This is a genomic window from Herbidospora sp. RD11066, from assembly GCF_054661255.1.
In genome coordinates this window covers 220875-237286 of the sequence record NZ_BAAGDO010000003.1, presented here as the reverse complement: position 1 = coordinate 237286, position 16412 = coordinate 220875, and the positions used below count along the sequence as shown (strand labels likewise).

Annotated in this window: 16 protein-coding genes; 6 read left to right on the top strand and 10 right to left on the bottom strand. The window is 68.1% G+C overall.

What is annotated here, in order from left to right; translation table 11 throughout:
* Nucleotides 1-18 precede the first annotated feature (18 nt).
* Both ACYQ78_RS12600 and ACYQ78_RS12595 read left to right on the top strand, forming a co-directional pair.
* Nucleotides 19-675, top strand: a complete 657-nt coding sequence (locus ACYQ78_RS12600) for an NUDIX hydrolase (protein WP_459800976.1) — start codon at nt 19-21, stop codon at nt 673-675.
* A 194-nt stretch (nt 676-869) separates the two neighbouring features.
* Nucleotides 870-1958 (top strand): acyltransferase family protein, encoded by a 1089-nt coding sequence (locus ACYQ78_RS12595; RefSeq protein WP_459800975.1) that lies wholly within the window; start codon nt 870-872, stop codon nt 1956-1958.
* Here ACYQ78_RS12595 and ACYQ78_RS12590 read toward each other — a convergent pair whose 3' ends face one another.
* Nucleotides 1959-2666 carry a polysaccharide deacetylase family protein gene (locus ACYQ78_RS12590; protein WP_459800974.1) on the bottom strand — a complete coding sequence of 236 codons (708 nt, stop codon included), beginning with the start codon at nt 2664-2666 and terminating at the stop codon, nt 1959-1961.
* 94 nt (nt 2667-2760) lie between these two features.
* On the opposite strand from ACYQ78_RS12590, the gene hisC reads away from it, so the two are divergent.
* Nucleotides 2761-3834, top strand: a complete 1074-nt coding sequence (gene hisC, locus ACYQ78_RS12585; RefSeq protein WP_459800973.1) for a histidinol-phosphate transaminase — start codon at nt 2761-2763, stop codon at nt 3832-3834.
* Here hisC and ACYQ78_RS12580 read toward each other — a convergent pair.
* Nucleotides 3809-4702, bottom strand: coding sequence for an EamA family transporter (locus ACYQ78_RS12580; RefSeq protein ID WP_459800972.1), 894 nt, complete (start codon nt 4700-4702; stop codon nt 3809-3811). The genes hisC and ACYQ78_RS12580 overlap by 26 nt on opposite strands.
* A 128-nt stretch (nt 4703-4830) precedes the next feature.
* On the opposite strand from ACYQ78_RS12580, the gene ACYQ78_RS12575 reads away from it, so the two are divergent.
* Nucleotides 4831-5175 (top strand): nitroreductase/quinone reductase family protein, encoded by a 345-nt coding sequence (locus tag ACYQ78_RS12575; RefSeq protein WP_459800971.1) that lies wholly within the window; start codon nt 4831-4833, stop codon nt 5173-5175.
* On the opposite strand, the gene ACYQ78_RS12570 is transcribed toward ACYQ78_RS12575, so the two are convergent.
* Both ACYQ78_RS12570 and ACYQ78_RS12565 read right to left on the bottom strand, forming a co-directional pair.
* Nucleotides 5176-5460, bottom strand: coding sequence for a hypothetical protein (locus tag ACYQ78_RS12570; protein WP_459800970.1), 285 nt, complete (start codon nt 5458-5460; stop codon nt 5176-5178).
* Nucleotides 5457-5633 (bottom strand): hypothetical protein, encoded by a 177-nt coding sequence (locus ACYQ78_RS12565; protein WP_459800969.1) that lies wholly within the window; start codon nt 5631-5633, stop codon nt 5457-5459. Before ACYQ78_RS12565 ends, ACYQ78_RS12570 begins: the two co-directional genes overlap by 4 nt.
* Nucleotides 5634-5947: 314 nt before the next feature.
* Between ACYQ78_RS12565 and ACYQ78_RS12560 the strand changes: the two genes are divergently transcribed.
* Nucleotides 5948-6778: a hypothetical protein gene (locus ACYQ78_RS12560; protein ID WP_459800968.1), complete on the top strand. Its 831-nt coding sequence runs from the start codon at nt 5948-5950 to the stop codon at nt 6776-6778.
* Nucleotides 6779-6832: 54 nt separating this feature from the next.
* Here ACYQ78_RS12560 and ACYQ78_RS12555 read toward each other — a convergent pair whose 3' ends face one another.
* From ACYQ78_RS12555 to purD, 4 genes are all read right to left on the bottom strand, one after another.
* On the bottom strand, nt 6833-7876 hold the full coding sequence (locus ACYQ78_RS12555) for a hypothetical protein (protein WP_459800967.1): 1044 nt from the start codon (nt 7874-7876) through the stop codon (nt 6833-6835).
* 275 nt (nt 7877-8151) lie between these two features.
* Nucleotides 8152-9444, bottom strand: a complete 1293-nt coding sequence (locus ACYQ78_RS12550; protein ID WP_030456307.1) for a transcriptional regulator — start codon at nt 9442-9444, stop codon at nt 8152-8154.
* Nucleotides 9445-9656: 212 nt separating this feature from the next.
* Nucleotides 9657-10928, bottom strand: a complete 1272-nt coding sequence (murA, locus tag ACYQ78_RS12545) for a UDP-N-acetylglucosamine 1-carboxyvinyltransferase (protein ID WP_459800966.1) — start codon at nt 10926-10928, stop codon at nt 9657-9659.
* Nucleotides 10929-11512: 584 nt separating this feature from the next.
* Complete coding sequence (gene purD, locus ACYQ78_RS12540; RefSeq protein ID WP_459800965.1) at nt 11513-12730, bottom strand: phosphoribosylamine--glycine ligase; 1218 nt, start codon at nt 12728-12730, stop codon at nt 11513-11515.
* 260 nt (nt 12731-12990) lie between these two features.
* On the opposite strand from purD, the gene corA reads away from it, so the two are divergent.
* Nucleotides 12991-14094 (top strand): magnesium/cobalt transporter CorA, encoded by a 1104-nt coding sequence (gene corA, locus ACYQ78_RS12535; RefSeq protein WP_459800964.1) that lies wholly within the window; start codon nt 12991-12993, stop codon nt 14092-14094.
* On the opposite strand, the gene ACYQ78_RS12530 is transcribed toward corA, so the two are convergent.
* Nucleotides 14091-14993, bottom strand: a complete 903-nt coding sequence (locus ACYQ78_RS12530) for a glycerophosphodiester phosphodiesterase family protein (protein WP_459800963.1) — start codon at nt 14991-14993, stop codon at nt 14091-14093. The two genes, corA and ACYQ78_RS12530, sit on opposite strands and share 4 nt — an antisense overlap.
* A 78-nt stretch (nt 14994-15071) precedes the next feature.
* Nucleotides 15072-16355, bottom strand: a complete 1284-nt coding sequence (locus ACYQ78_RS12525) for an adenylosuccinate synthase (protein ID WP_459800962.1) — start codon at nt 16353-16355, stop codon at nt 15072-15074.
* Nucleotides 16356-16412 lie beyond the last annotated feature (57 nt).

The following is a 16412-nucleotide window of genomic DNA, read 5'->3' as shown; positions in this document are numbered from 1 at the left end:
GCGTGTAACGTGCCTGACATGGTCCCGCGCATCCCCGTCAGCGTGGATCTCGTCGTGCTGACGGTGAGGTCGAGCGCCCTGTGCGCCCTCGTGTGGCGCCGGGATCGTCCGCCCTACCCCGATCTCTGGGCCATCTCGGGCGGCTTCATCCACATGGACGAAGACCTGCCCGCCGCCGCCGCCCGCGTGCTGGCCGAACGGGCCGGCATGGCCGGTGCCCCGATCCACCTGGAGCAGCTCCGCACCTACGGCTACCCCGACCGCGACCCGCGCCAGCGCGTCGTGTCGGTCGCCTACCTCGGCCTGGCCCCCGACCTGCCCGCCTCCACCGAGGCCCACATGAGCTGGCAACCGCTGAGCGAACTGACCGAGATGGCCTTCGACCACCGCCGCATCATGATGGACGGCCTGGAGCGGGCCCGCTCAAAGCTGGAGTACACCTCCCTGGGCGCCGCTTTCTGCCCGACCGAGTTCACGGTCGCGGAACTGCGCAGGGTGTACGAAATCGTCTGGGGCCGCCCCCTGGATCCCCGCAACTTCCACCGCAAGGTGACGAAGACCGAGGGCTTCCTGGTTCCGTCGGGCCGCACGACCACGCGCGACGGAGGCCGCCCGGCGATGCTCTACCGACGGGGACCGGCAGAAGCATTGCACCCGCCGATGCTGAGAGTCTGACCCCTCGGGCAAACGGGATCGGGCGAATCGCGGCCTGCATGTGCGGCCGCCCGCGTCTTCCACGTCGGTCATGCCTGGGCGCCACGTCTTCCGTTGACCTCGAATGTGACTTAGGTGCAGATGTGGCGTGAATGGTCACATGTTGCCAAGGTGATTGCAGATCTCCCTGTGAGTTATCGGGATATTCTCCCCCTGTGCTGATATCGGAGCCCCGCACTGTGCCGGCGGGCGCCGTTGAACCCCCCTTCGTGCAGCCCCGCTTACGGGTGCTCGATCTGCTGAGGTTCTGCGCGGCCATGGCGGTGGTGCTGTTCCACTTCGGGGAGACCCGCGCGTGGGGGACGGTCAACGCCTTCCCCGCCCTGAGCGGCGTGACGATGTTCGGCTCCTACGGAGTCCGGCTGTTCTTCATGATCAGCGGCTTCGTGATCCTGATGAGCGCCTGGGGGCGGACCCCCGGCGAATTCGTCGGCTCCCGGATCGCACGTCTCTATCCGGCCTACTGGGCCAGCGTGATCATCCTGGGCGGGCTCGCGTTACTCGGGTTCATCACCGACCACCGTCCCACGCTGAGCGAACTGCTCGCCAACCTGACGATGTTCCAGCACGGCTTACGCATCCGCGACCTGGAGATCGTCTACTGGACGCTCTGGCACGAGCTCATCTTCTACGTGATGATCGCGTGCTTCGCGGCGGTCGGGATCACGTACAGGAGAGTGCTGGGTTTCATGGGCGGGTGGATCGTGCTGCTCGCGCTGGCCGAGCGGCTCGACATCTCGCTGCTGAAGGTCGCGCTGGCGCAGTTCGGGGCGCCCTACTTCATCGCGGGCATGGCGCTCTATCTGATCTACCGGTTCGGCAGTTCGCTGCTGCCGTGGCTGTTCGTCGGCCTGGCCTACGCCTTCGGGATGGTGCAGCTCCTCGGTGAGGGGCCCTCGGCGATCAAGCGGTTCGGTGAGCCGCTCGGCACCGCGCTCGTCGTCGGCGTGATCTCGCTGATGTTCCTGGTGATGATCCTGGTCGCCCTCGGGCGGCTCGACGGCATCGACTGGCGCGGGCTGACGCTGCTGGGCGCGCTGACCTACCCGCTCTACCTGTTCCACCACCACGTCGGGTTCCTGATGATCCAGTGGCTCAACCCGATTCTCGGTCACCGGATCACCCTGCCGGTCGTCATCGGGATCGTGCTGGTCGTGGCGTGGGCGGTCTACCGGTTCGTCGAGGTGCCCGCCCAGCCACGGTTGAAGGCGGCGCTGTCGCGCTCGCTGAAGATCGCCGACTAGCTACTTCTTGGCGGGCTTGGGCCACGCCTCGCCGGGCTTGAGCACGCGGTCGCCGAGGATCGTCGAGACGGTGACGAGCTTGTAGCCCTTCTTCGTCAGGGTGTCGACGACGGTCTCCATGGCCGTCACGGTCTCCGGCACGATGTCGTGCAGCAGGATGACCGCGTCGCGCTTGGCGAACTTGAGCGTGCGCTCCTTGATGATCTTGGTGTTGCGGGCCTGCCAGTCGAGGGTCGAGCCCGTCCACAGGATCTGCGGCAGGCCGAACTGCTTCATCAGCGAGCCGACCCGGGAGTTGGTGGCGCCGTTCGGCGGCCGCATGAACGTCGGCGTGAGGCCGATGGTCTCCTGGAGGATCTGCTGGGTGCTGGAGATCTCGGAGATGATCTCCTCGTCCGACAGCTTGGTCAGGTCGGGGTGGTCCCAGGTGTGGTTGCCGATCTCGTGACCCTCGTCGACCATGCGCTGCATCATGTCGACCCGGCTCTCGACCTTCCGGCCGAGCACGAAGAAGGTGGCCTTGGCCTTGTGCTTCTTCAGGGTGTCGAGCAGGGCGGGGGTGTAGGGCCAGGGGCCGTCGTCGAACGTGAGGGCGATGCACTTGAAGCGCTCGCAGTATGGCTTGACCTTCGCGTTCGCCGGTGCGGCCGGGGCGAGCAGGGACGTGGTTAAGGCGAGGGCGAGTGCCCCCCGGACGATCACGCGCATAGCGCCGAATCCTAGACGAACTCCCTGGGACCACCCTGAGACCACCTGGGAAGTAGGGTGTGGGGCACATCGCCGCACCGGAGGGGTGGAATCAATGCCGCAGTTCAGGGCCGTACTCGACACCATGACGGCTTATACGCCGGGCAAGGCGGTGGTGTCCGCCGAAGGCCGCTCGTACAAGCTGTCTTCGAACGAGTCCCCCGAACCGCCGCTCCCCAGCGTCGTCGCGGCGATCGCCGAGGCCGCCGCGAACATCCACCGCTACCCCGACCCCGCGGCCACCCGCCTGACCGAGGCGCTCGCGGCCCGCTACGGCGTCCCGCCCGAGCACGTCGCGCTCGGCGCGGGCTCGGTCACCGTCGCCCAGCAGCTCTTCGAGACGGTCGGCGAGCCGGGCGCGGAGGTCGTCTACGCCTGGCGCTCGTTCGAGGCGTATCCGCTGCTCGCGGATCTTTCAGGCGTCGTTTCCGTACGAGTTCCGCTAGCCGACGAGACCCACGACCTCGACGCGATGGCCGCCGCGATCACTCCGGCCACCCGCATGATCCTCGTCTGCAACCCCAACAACCCGACGGGCACGGTCAACCGTTCGGCGCAGATCGTCGACTTCCTCTCCAGAGTGCCGGAGAACGTGCTGGTCGTCCTCGACGAGGCCTACCGCGAATACGTGCGCGACGACGACGTCCCCGACGGCCTGTCCTTCTACCGCGACCGCCCCAACGTCGCCGTGCTGCGCACCTTCTCCAAGGCCTACGGCCTGGCCGGCCTGCGCGTCGGCTACCTGATCGGCCCCGAGCCGGTCGCCGCGGCCGTCCGCAAGACGATGGTCCCCTTCGCCGTCAACCACCTCGCCCAGGCCGCCGCCGTCGCGTCGCTGGCCGCCGAGCAGGAGCTCCTGGAGCGCGTCGAGCGCGTCGTCGCCGAACGCACCCGCGTCCGCGAGGCGTTGATCACCCAGGGCTGGACGGTCCCCGAGTCGCAGGCCAACTTCGTCTGGCTCCGCCTGGGCGACGACACCCCCGCGTTCGCCGCGGCGTGCGCCGTCGAGGGCGTCGCTGTGCGCCCGTTCGGGGCGGAGGGTGCCCGTGTGTCCATCGGTGACCGTGAGGCCAACGACGTCTTCCTGAGCGCCGCCGAGGCGTTCAGGTCACGCGCTTCCGCTCGGTAGAGACGACGAGCGCCACCCCCGCGACGATGACGAGACCGGCGGCCACCATCATGGCCGTCACGGTCTCGCCCAGAATGATCATCCCGAGGGCGACCGCCACGACGGGGTTGACGTACGCGTAGGTGGACACGAGCGAGATCGGCGCGTTCCCGAGCAGCCACACGTACGACGTGAACCCCACCAGCGACCCCACGAGGATCAGGTAGACCAGCGCCCACCACGACCGCGCGGACACTTCCGCCGGTACGAAATGCTCCCCGGTCAGCACACTCCCGATCAGCAGCCCGGCGCCACCGACCACCATCTCCACGGTCGACGCGGCGAACGGATGCTTCGGCATGGGCGCCCGCCCCGACATGAACGACCCGATCGCCCACGAGAACGACGCGATCAGGATGACGACCACCCCGACTGTCCCGCCCGACACCCCGCCGGTGAGCGAGATCCCCGCCACCCCGAGGAACCCGATGAGCACCCCGGTCAGCGTGAGCACGTGCGGCCGATCCCGGAACACCAGCCGCATGATGACCAGCCAGAGCGGCGTCGAGGCGACCAGCAGCGCGGCGAGCCCGGTGGAGATGTGCTGCTCGGCCACGGCCACCATGCCGTTCCCGCCGGTGAGGAGCAGCAGCCCGACCACGGCGGCGTCGAGGAACTCCCGCCGCGTCATCGTGAAGGCCCCGGGCCCACTCCTGATCAGCAGGAACGTGCCGAGGATCGCCGCGGCGACGACGAACCGCAGGCCACCGGAGAAGAGAGGCGGCATGGTCTCGATGACGATGCCGATGCCCAGATACGTCGATCCCCAGACGATGTAGACGGTCGTCAGGAGGATCCATACGCGTATGTCACGACCGTCCCGCTGCATGGCTCATGACAATAGCCAAACGCGGGCAAAGCCCTCCAGAGTGGGTCCCGAAATCGGGCAACGATCACTTGTGGTGTGCGGTCTCTCGTTTCGGTCGTGCGCGGAGGCCCCGCGACTAGCGTGGGCCGATGCGATACAGACTGCCGAGGAAGCCGGTCGCCCGGTTCAACACCTGCGTGATGAGCCTGCGCACCTCGCCCCGCTGGGGCGGCCTGGTCAGCCGGCACCTCACGGTCCTCACGTACACGGGCCGGCGCTCCGGACGCACCTTCAGCATCCCCGTCGGCTACCGGCGCAGCGGCGACACCGTGGTCATCGGGTCACAGTTCCCCGACGCCAAGCTGTGGTGGCGCAACTTCCTCGACGAGGGCGGCCCGGTCTCCCTGGAACTCGACGGAACCGACCGAACGGGCCACGCCATTGCGCGCCGTGACGACAAAGGCCGCGTGACGGTGACCGTCCGGCTCGACTGATCAGCGGTAGAAGGCGGGGTCGAACACCTCGACGTCGGTGATCGTCGTGCCCGTCGGGTCGAGGCTGAGCGTGATGATCTCCGTTCCGTGGAGCAGCAGCGGCAGCGACCGGGGGCTCGCCGACCCAGGCGGAGAGGTCAGCAGATTCCGGCACGCCCACGAACACCCGCAGACCCCGAAGTAGGGAAGATCGCGCACCGTCGCCGCGAGGGGGTCGATCCCGAGTAGGTGGACGATCGTGGCCGTGAGCAGGGGGTGCACCTCCCGGAGCCTGAGCGGTGTCATCGGAGGTACTCCAGCACCAGCATGCACAACGTGGCGACCCCGAGGTAGGCGCCGCCGGAACGAAGAAGCGCGACCGAGGTCGCTTTACCGGATGTGATGCTCAGGATGAAGTAGAGCAGCGCCAGAACTGCGGAAACAAGGGCTGCGATGATCAAAGACACGACCGGTGACATTCGCTGACTTTCTTTCTGATAGCGCGCGAGAATGGTCGACTCAGATCTAGTCGCTCCCGGCCGTCAGGGCCGTCCGGTCAGAGTGATCTACACGTGTTTTGGCAGGTTGGAAGGGTTTGAGATGATTCTGAACAACCTTGAACGAGGTTAAATACCGCGCTTGCGGCGTTTGGGAAATTTGGGGCGTAGCCCCCCTGCGAACCACTAATCTCACCCTCATCACCGGCACTCGGCCGGCAGGACTTCTGGTGCCGACTTTGGGTTGAACACGCCTTTCGTGCTGTTCATCCTTTATGGGGAGATGGAGCTGGCCCATGGATGATCCAGACATACGGCGGGTTCATCGGGATGAGCTCCTGCGGGAGCTGAACGAGTTACACCTTGCGGCGGGCGGGCCCACGCTGAAGCGGATGGTCAAGATGGCCGACGAGATCAAGTCGCGGGAGAACGGCGAAGACTGGCGGCGGCCGTCCGAGGCCACCTTCTCCAATCTGATGACGGGCAAGGGCGTCCGTACACCGAACTGGCCTCTCGTGCGGACCACGGTGACGGCCCTCTATTGGCTCGGTGCGGCCAACGGAAAGTGGTCCACGCCCACCCCTCAGGAGGCGAGCCGCTTCACCAAGCGGTTCGCCGATCTCTGGGAGGCCGCCGAACGTGAGAGTAGGGGGACGGACAAGACCGCCCGGCCCGCGGCGCATGTCCCCGGAGACATCCTCGAACAGCGGCCCGAGGAGGTCCGGCTCCCGCTGCCGCCCAGAAGTGGCTTCCGGATGCCGCGTTCCTGGGGTCGCATTGGGGCCGCGATCCTGCGGCGGGCCGAGGAGGGCGATCCGGTGGCCGCCTACCAGGCCGCCGTGCTGCTCGCCGCCGAGGCCGCGCGGGACGACGTCCTGCCGGACTACCGGGAGTCGCTGTTCACCGCAGCCGCGGAGTGGCAGCGCCGAGCCGTGGGCGACGTGGCCGAGGCGCTCACGTTACGGCTCTCGGGCCGGCCGCTGCTCACGGCGGCCCGGAATCTCGCCTTCGGCCGGGCGACCGGCTCCCGGCGGAACGTCATCTTCATCCAAGCCCTCCTGCACGTGGAACACGCGTTGCAGAGAGAAGGGGACCGTGCGATCCCCGATCGCGACCGACTGACCTGAAACGGCTCATGACCGGTGCGCCTGGGGGGAGCCACACCGGCCACGGCCAGAAGGTCAGATGTCGACGTTGCAGGTCTTGTACGTCCGGCTCGTCGAGACGACGTCGCCGTCGGTGCCGATGATCTCCAGGCGGACCGCGCCCGATTCGCCCATCGCCGCGAGGAACGTCTTGCTCACGGTCTGGCTGCCGGGGCTGGTGGAGTTGTAGAAGGCGATCGGCGTCGGTGTGTCGCGGACCCAGTCGCCGCCCGCCTCCATCTGACGCGCCCACACGTAGGACATCTGGCCGATGGCGTTGCTCTCGATGACGCCGTCCACCTTGAACTTGTAGGGCGTCGCGGGCTTGCACGAGCCGGTGACGCGGGTCAGCGAGGTGAGCTCGGCCTTCACGCACACCGTCCGGTAGTACAGGCTGTCCTGGGTGGCGCTGCCGGGGCTGACGATCTCCACCTCGACCGTCCACCCCGCGTTCGTCCCCTCGATCGGGACCCGCTGGAAGGGCGCGCTGACGGTCTTGGTGCCCGGCTCGGTGAAGACGACCTCCCGCTGGTCGCCCAGGCCCGGCAGGGGCCGGTCACCGTAGCTCTTCCACCGATAGCGGACGGTCTGCGCGATCGGCGAGCTGATCCGCGCGTTGATCGTGTGGACGACGTCGGAGCCGCAACGGCCGATGTAGTCGGTGGCGGGCTGGATCGTCGGCTCGGACGGCACGGGGTCGGTGCAGTTCAGCCCGTATTCGATGGTCGTCTCCGCCTGGTTCGCGCCCCGCGCGCTGAGGGTCGACTGCTGCGGGGCGTTGCCGAAGTAGGACGTCCTGGTCACGGTCACGGTCTGCGTGCCGGCTTCGGTGAACGTCACCGAGCGGTAGGTCGGCCGGTATTCGTGGGACCAGGTGTAGCTCACCGTGCCGGGGCCGTCGGCGGTGATCGTGGCGGTGAGGGTGAACTGCTTACCCGGGTAGCACTGGCCGGTGTACGAGGGCGGTTCCGCCCCGACGGCCGTCACCGAGATCGTCGGTTCGGCCGCCGCGGCCTGGGCCGGGGGCGCGACGGTCAGCAGTACCGCGGCCAGCGGCACCAGAACACTCCATAAGCGCATGTCTCGTCCTTCCTGGATGGATCGGAGATCATCCTGCGGAAGGGGGCTTGCGGCTGGATGGTGGATGAGTTGGAGCAAATCTCTAGTTCTGGTCACGCGGCCGGGAGGGCCGTTCTTTCTTGACTTGCATTCAATTTGCGCAATATTGCGCAACTCGCCGGCTCCGCACTTTCGAGAAATTGAGATGTGCGGATATATCCGGATCTAGTCGGATCTTCTCGTACACAAAAGAAGTGCCCGGCCCCCGATAAGGAAGGCCGGGCACTCTCTTTGTCTCAGCGGTTCAGCTTCTCCACGATCAGCCGGTAGAGCTGTCGTGGACGGCCGGGTTGCGGCGTCCGGTTCGGCGGAAGCGGCCACGCTAGTCCCTCGTCGACCAGCGTGCGCAGGAGTCTCCGCGCCGTTCTCGGTGTCACCCCCAGCATCTTCCCCGCACCCTCGGCGTCGACGACGGTGTCGCCGCCTTCCAGTTTCGCGGCCAGCCGCGCCAGGACCTCGACGCCCTTGGGCTTGGCGGGCCCGGCGGACTGCGGAGGCATCCGGGGCGGCGGCACCAGAGTGCGGCCCTCCCGGTCGACCGCGAAGCCCTGTGCCTGCTTCCCGGCCTGCGTCCGGGCCAGTGCGGCCCGTGCGTGTGTCTCGGCATCGTGCGTCGTGCGCCCCATGCCGACCCCGACCTCGACCGCCAGGCCCAGCTCGTCGCGGATCCTCGCCGCGAAGGGCAGTACCCGGAAGCCGTCGGTCGCTCCGGCGATCGATCCCCGTGTCGCCACCACCAGGTAGCTGTGGTCGTCGATCGGCCACACGCTGGCGTTGATCCGGTTCGCCTCCTGCACCAGCAGGCGGTGCAGGGAGAGCCGGAGCTCGTCACGCCAGTAACGCGGAGCCGCCCGCCTTATCGGCTCCCGCAGCGTCGGCACCTCGACGAGGATCACCGTCAGCTGGGACTCTTCCAGCCGGTGGTGCGCCCCGAGCAGGGCCGCCGTGTGGAGAGCGGTGCGGACCGCCGCCGAGGTGGGCCGGATGCGGACCGTGGGGATGCCCGCGGCCGTTAATCGGTCGGCCACACCCGGAATGCAGGTCAGGGCGCCCGTCGTGGCGCCCTGGCGGACCAGCCGCTCGTGATAGGCCGCGATCGTGCCGGTCGCTCCCGGCTCGTCGCGGCTGTGTACCTCTGCCGTGGAAATGCCCAGGTCCGCGAACGCCTCATCGACCTCGCCGCGGCTCAGCACGTCAACGCTGACCCGGCGGGGATCGATGCGGTCGTCGAGGGCCGCCCGTGCGATCGCGGCCGTCAGGGCCGCGCCGCCGAGCTGGACGTGGGTCGCCGGCATCGTCAGGACCCCGGCTCGCCTCGCCAGCTCGTATGGAATCGGGCTGGCGAATAGGCAGGCGTCGACGCCGCCCAGCCGGGTCACCTTGTCGGATGCCTCCTGCTCGTCCCGGTATGCGGCCGCCACGAGGCGGCACGGCACCGGGGCGGCGGCGTGTCCCATGAGCATGACTCGCTCGACGAGGTCATGGGGGCCCACCACACCGATGGTGAGATCCGGCGTCCCAGCGCCCATCCCGCCCCCCACGCGTCCGCGTGGCGAGTCCTCAGAACGCTCGACCAATGTTCGTCCCATCCCGCGCGCCTTCTCGATTGACTTCTCTTTGGAACGATCGCTCCCGGAGGCCGTAATGTCACGCCCGGATTTTCCGGAATACCGTTCCGAGAAGGTCGGCACGGTCCTTTCCCATTATGTTGTGGCTGGTCAATGCCATTATGGACGTCGAACTAGGCAAAAGGGGAAATCTCGCGTTCCACATCGGCTCCGAGGGCTCTGAGGCGCTGGGCGATGCCCTCGTGGCCCCGATCGACACGGTAGCCCGACTCGATCACCGTCTCGCCCTCGGCCGCCAGGCCCGCCAGCACGAGCGCGATGCCCGACCGGAGGTCGTGCGCCTCGACGCGGGCGCCCCGCAGCGGAGTCGGCCCGTGGACGATCGCCCGGTTGCCGTTCACCTCGACCTTGGCGCCCATCTTGTTGAGCTCCCCGGCCAGCGCGAACCGCCCGTCGAAGATGCGCTCGTGGATGTAGCTCGGGCCGTCGGCGAGCGTCGCCATCGCCATGAGCTGAGGCTGGAGGTCGGTCGCGAAACCCGGGTAGGTGTCGGTGATCACGTTGATCGGCCGCAGCCCCCCGGTGCCGCGCGCCTGGACGACCGCGCCGTCCTGGGAGAACTCCACGCCCATCTGCTCCAGCTTCCACCGCACGACACCGAGGTGTTCGAGCGAGGTGCCCAGCAGGGTGACCTCGCCACCGGTGATCGCGGCGGCCATCATGAACGCCCCGGCGTCGAGCCGGTCGGCCATGACGGTGTGCTCGACGGCCTTGAGCTCGCGGACGCCCTCGACGGTGATGAACCCGGTGCCCTCGCCCCGGATGTCGGCGCCCATCTTGCGGAGCATCGCGATGACGTCGAGGACCTCCGGCTCCAGCGCGGCGTTCTCGATGACGGTCGTGCCCTGCGCGAGCGCGGCGGCCATGATGAGGTTCTCGGTGCCCGTGTGGGAGGGCCGGTCGAGGTAGAGCGTGGCGCCGGTCAGCCCGGCGGCCTTGATGTGGATCGCGCTCTCCTGCTCGTCGACCAGCGCGCCGAGCCGCTTGTAGCCGTTGTAGTGGAAGTCGAGGTTCCGGGCGCCCAGATTGCACCCGCCGATGCCCTCGACGATGACCTCGCCCACCCGGTGGAGGAGGGCCGGTACGAACAGGATCACCCCGCGGAACCGCGACGCGATCTCCTCGGGCAGCACGGGGCTGTTCACCCCCGAGGCGTCGATGACGAGCGTGCGCTCCTCCTCGTGGAACTGCACCCGGGCGCCGACGGCCTCGGCGAGCTCGATCGCCCTGCGCACGTCCTCGATGAGGGGGACGTTACGGAGGACCGTCCGGCCTTCTGCCGCAAGCAGGGCCGCCCCGATCATGGGCAGCACGGCGTTCTTCGCGCCCTGAACAAACGCGGTTCCACGCAGCGCATTGCCACCGCGCACGCGGTAACGAACCATGAATGAGTCTCCTCGGTTGGGGGTGGAGAGGATGGTGCGGCAGGTGCGGTAGCCGGGTATCGGCCCACAGTAGCCGCTAGCCGGGGTCATTCGCGGCGAAACCACCCCTGCAAAGTACGGCCCGTAAGGCCGTTAAAGGGCTCCACTTAGGGCCCTGGTGTTCTGGCCCGAAACGCGAAGTTCCGCGCCAATCATCCAGAGATCAGCGCATCGAACACGAACGACTGACCGAACGACCGAAACGCTTCGAAATCAGGCCCCAAACGGGCGTCTTGCCTGATGAGAGGCGTGTTCGCCGATGAATTTCGGTCTCATGTACGCAATCAGTGTCCGAAATTCGACACTCCGCCACCACCGGTCGACCGGCGCCATCCGCCACGTACCGACAGCGCGCCTTACCGGAATACCGCCGTTTCACTTGCCCTATTTTGTCAGGGCCATGTGCCCGGATCAGCGAAAACAGCGCCCAGTGTGGCTTGTCTCACCTTTCGGTGCGCCCGGAACGCCTGACAACTGACCGCAAGGGGACCGAAAACGCCGAAAGCGGGCCGCAATGCGACCCGCTCGTTGTCGGCAGTACGGGATCAGCGCCCGGCGGCGATGTCCCCGCGGTGGAAGGAGCCGCGCATCTCGATACGCGCCACCAGTTCGTAGGCCCGCGCTCGCGCCTCGGTCACCGTGTCGCCGGTGCCGACCACGTTGAGTACGCGGCCGCCGTTGGAGACGATCCGGTCGCCGTCGAAGGCGGTGCCGGCGTGGAGGACGTAGGCGCCCTCGACCTCGGCCGACAGGCCCTCGATGACGTCGCCCTTCACGGGGCTCTCGGGGTAGTTCTCCGCGGCGATGACGATCGTGACCGCCGCGCCCGGACGGGACACCACCGCGGGCTGCGAGGCGAGGTCGCCGTTGGCGGCGGCCAGGAGGAGGTCGGCCAGGGGAGTCTCCAGGCGGTCGAGGACGACCTGGGTCTCGGGGTCGCCGAAGCGCGCGTTGAACTCGATGACCTTGGGGCCCTTGGAGGTCAGGGCCAGACCGGCGTAGAGGACCCCGGTGTAGGGCATGCCCCGGCGGGCCAGCTCGTTGACGGTCGGGGTCACCACGGTCGCCATGAGGTCGTCGACCAGGCCCTCGGGGGCCCAGGTCAGCGGGGTGTAGGCGCCCATGCCGCCGGTGTTGGGGCCCTCGTCGCCGTCGTAGGCGCGCTTGAAATCCTGTGCGGGCTGGAGGGCGACGGCGGTCTTGCCGTCGCAGACGGCGAACAGGGAGACCTCGGGGCCGTCGAGGTATTCCTCGATCACCACGCGCTCGCACGCCACGGCGTGGGCCAGCGCGGCCGAGCGGTCGGACGTCACGACGACGCCCTTGCCGGCGGCCAGGCCGTCGTCCTTGACGACGTAGGGCGGGCCGAAGGTGTCGAGGGCGTCGAGCGCCTCTTCGGGGGTGGTGCAGGTGAAGGCGCGGGCGGTCGGCACGCCGGCCGACTCCATCACCGCCTTGGCGAAGCTCTTGGAACCCTCGATCGCGGCGGGTTCGCGCGACGGGCCGAAGCACGGGATCCCGGCGGCGCGGACGGCGTCGGCGACCCCGGCGACCAGGGGCGCCTCGGGGCCGATCACGACCAGATCGACGGCGAGGTCGCGGGCCAGCGCCGCCACCGCCGAGCCGTCGAGGGGTGACACGTCGTGGACGCGGGCCACCTCTCCGATGCCCGCGTTGCCGGGTGCGCAGTGCACCTCGGCGGGTCGGAGAGCACGGCAGATCGCGTGCTCACGGCCTCCTGAACCGATCACCAGAACTCGCACCCCGCCATTCTCGCAGGCCCGAGTACCGCAGTTATCCTGGGAGCCTGTGATATTTTGAGTTGGCTTTGCGGTGTCAAGAGGCGATTGGAGGTGGTACGGGTGTCTTCTGGCGATCCCGTCAGTACGTGCACGCGCACGTCTGACGTGCGCGACATCCCTCTCCATTTCCATATGACCGCCGCCCGCATGCCCGCGCCCGTGTAAGGGGTGACTCCGCTGTTCGCGTGGAGCATGTGAGCCCGGCTTTTGAAGGGACCCTCATGCGCTCCGCCACTCTGTTCCCCCGGATCCGCACCTCTCGTCCCGTCGTGGTCTCCACGCCGGGTGAGGTGAAGAAGTTCCCCTGTGTCCCGTCGAGCGACTCGCTCGTCACCTTCGGCGCCTACATCGGCGGCCGGAAGGTGGCCTGCGACGGGATCGCGCAGGCCGTCCAGATCGTCCGGCAGCACAACGAAGACGCGCCGAAGCCCGAGGCCTACGTCTGGGTCGGGCTCTACGAGCCGGAGGCCCCCGAGGTCGAGTGGCTGGCCGAGACGTTCGGGCTCCACCCCCTCGCCGTCGAAGACGCGGTCAAGGCCCACCAGCGGCCCAAAGTGGAGCGTTACGGCGACTCGCTGTTCGTGGTGCTGAAGACGGTCGCCTTCCTCGACCACGAGGTGCTGACCGAGTCGGCCGAGATCATCGCCACCGGCGAGATCATGGTGTTCGTGGGGCCCGACTTCGTCGTGACGGTGCGCCACGGCGCCCACAGCCCGCTCAGCGACGTGCGCGAGAAGCTCGAAGACAAGACCAAGCTGCTCAACCGTGGCCCGACCGGCGTCCTCCACGCCATCGCCGACCACGTCGTCGACAAGTACCTCTACGTCGCCGACCAGATGCAGGCCGAGCTCGAAGAGGTCGAGGCGGCGGTGTTCGCCGAGGTCAGCTCACGCGACATCAACCGGATCTACCACCTCAAGCGGGAGATGCTGGAGCTCAAGCGCGCGGTCGCGCCGCTGTCGACGCCCTTCTCCCAGCTCTCGCAGCGCCGCATCATCCCCTCGGAGATGCGCGAATACTTCCGCGACGTGTCCGACCACCTGTCGCGCGTCTGCGAGCAGGTGCAGTCGAGCAACGAGCTCTCCGACTCGATCCTGCAGGCCGCCCTCGCCCGCACCAACGCCCTGGCCAACGAGGACATGCGCAAGATCTCCTCGTGGGTGGCGATCCTGGCCGTCCCGACCATGATCGCGGGCATCTACGGCATGAACTTCGAGCACATGCCCGCGCTCGACGCGGTGTGGGGCTATCCGGTGGTCGTCGGCGTCATGGTCGTCGCCTGCGCCCTGCTGCACAGGGCGTTCAGGCGCAACGGCTGGCTCTAGACGGCTGCGGCGACCGCTTTCACGGAACGCGGCAACGGAATTCCGCGAACGCTCCACAGCTCCCGCATCCGGTCGGGATAGTCGGTGACGATCGCGGCCACACCCAGGTCCAGCAACGAAGCCGCCTCGGCCGGGTCGTTGACCGTCCAGACCACCACGGGCAGCCCGCGCCGGGCCGCGCCCGTCATCAGCTGCTTGTCGACCAGCACCCGGTCGGGTGACAGGGCGGTCGCGCCGACCGCCTCGGCGGCGCCCGCGATGTCGACCTCGAAGTCGCGCAGGTCGAATCCGGCCATCCACAGCGGGTCGATGGTCGCCGCCTCGACCAGCGCGTAGCGGTGCGGTACGGCGTCACGCGCCGCCGCCAGGATGCGCCAGTCGAAGCTCAGAATGGCCGAGTTGTCGATGCGGCGGTGCCTGGCCAGTTCGTCCAGGACCAGGCCTGTGAAGACCTTCGGGTCGGCCGACAGGTCGGGCCGGGTGGGGTCTGACTTGAGCTCGACGTTGAGCCGCACATGGTCGGCGCCGTAGGCGCTGACCAGCCCGAGCACCGAACCCAGCGTGGGCATGCGGGTGTCGGGCCGCCCGACCTGGGTGCGCATGAACGGATCGTTCTCGCGGACAGGGCGGCGCACCCCCACGTCGAGGGTGCGCAGCTGCGACAGGGTGAGCTGGTTGATCGGCCGGCCCACCAGCTGTTCACTGCCGGTGTCGCGGCTCGTGATCGGGGAGACGGTGAGATCGTGACTCAGGACCAGCTGGTGGTCCGCGGTCAGCACGACGTCGAACTCGAGGGCGTCGACGCCGATCTCCAGCGCGTAGGCGAGACCGGGCAGGGTGTTCTCGGGCCGCAGGCCGCGGGCACCCCGGTGCCCGTGCAACTCAACAGGTCGATGCACAACCGCGAACCCTACAAGGCACGCCGGTCGGTCCCCTGTATTGGGGCTCCCATCGGCGTGCCTCACGTCACATCGGGGTCAGACGAGCGACCTGAGCTGCACCGTCTGGGTGCGGCCCGGACCGACGCCGATGGCGGACATCGGCGCCCCGGACATGTCTTCGAGCGCCTGGATGTAGGCCCGCGCGTTGGGCGGCAGGTCGTCGAGGGTCTTGGCGGAGGTGATGTCCTCCTGCCAGCCGGGGAACTCCTCGTAGATCGGCTTCGCGTGGTGGAAGTCGGTCTGGGTCATCGGGATCTCGTCGTGGCGCACGCCGTTGACGTCGTAGGCCACGCAGACCGGGATCTTCTCCAGGCCCGACAGCACGTCGAGCTTGGTGAGGAAGAAGTCGGTCACGCCGTTGATGCGGCTGGCGTAGCGGGCGATCACCGCGTCGTACCAGCCACAACGCCGGTTGCGGCCGGTGGTGGTGCCGTATTCGTGGCCGGTCTTGCGCAGCCACTCACCGGTCTCGTCGAGCAGCTCGGTCGGGAAGGGGCCGGAACCGACTCGGGTGGTGTACGCCTTGACGATGCCGATCACCCGGTTGAGCCGCGTCGGCGGGATGCCCGAACCGGCGCAGGCGCCGCCGCTGGTCGGCGACGACGACGTCACGAACGGGTAGGTGCCGTGGTCGATGTCGAGCAGCGTGCCCTGGCCGCCTTCGAGCAGCACGAACTTGTCGTCGTCGAGCGCCTTGCTGAGGATGAGCGAGGTGTCGGCGATGTGGGGGCGCAGCCGCTCGGCGTAGCCGAGGTACTCCTCCAGGACCTTCGCCGGGTCGAGCCCGCGGCGGTTGTAGATCTTGGTGAGGATCTGGTTCTTCTCGTTGAGCGCGGCCTCGATCTTCTTCTGCAGGATGCCCGGGTCGAGCAGGTCCTGCACCCGGATGCCCATGCGGTAGATCTTGTCGCCGTACGCCGGCCCGATGCCCCGCCCGGTGGTGCCGATCTTGGCCTTGCCGAGGTAGCGCTCGGTGACCTTGTCGAGGGCCTTGTGGTGGGGCATGATCAAATGCGCGTTCGCCGAGATCAGCAGCTTGGAGCAGTCGATGCCCCGAGCCGCGAGCCCGTCGATCTCCCCGAGCAGCACGCCCGGGTCGATGACGACCCCGTTGCCGATCACGGGTGTCACATTGGGGGACAGCACTCCCGTGGGCAGCAGATGCAAGGCGTATTTCTGGTCGCCGATGACCACGGTGTGACCCGCGTTGTTGCCGCCCTGATAACGGACGACATAGTCGACGACGCCACCGAGGATGTCGGTGGCCTTCCCTTTGCCCTCATCGCCCCACTGGGCGCCCACGAGAACGACAGCCGGCATGGTCAATCTCCCGGAACAAAAACCAAAGCCCCTGCGCGCAAGCGACAGGGGCTCTTG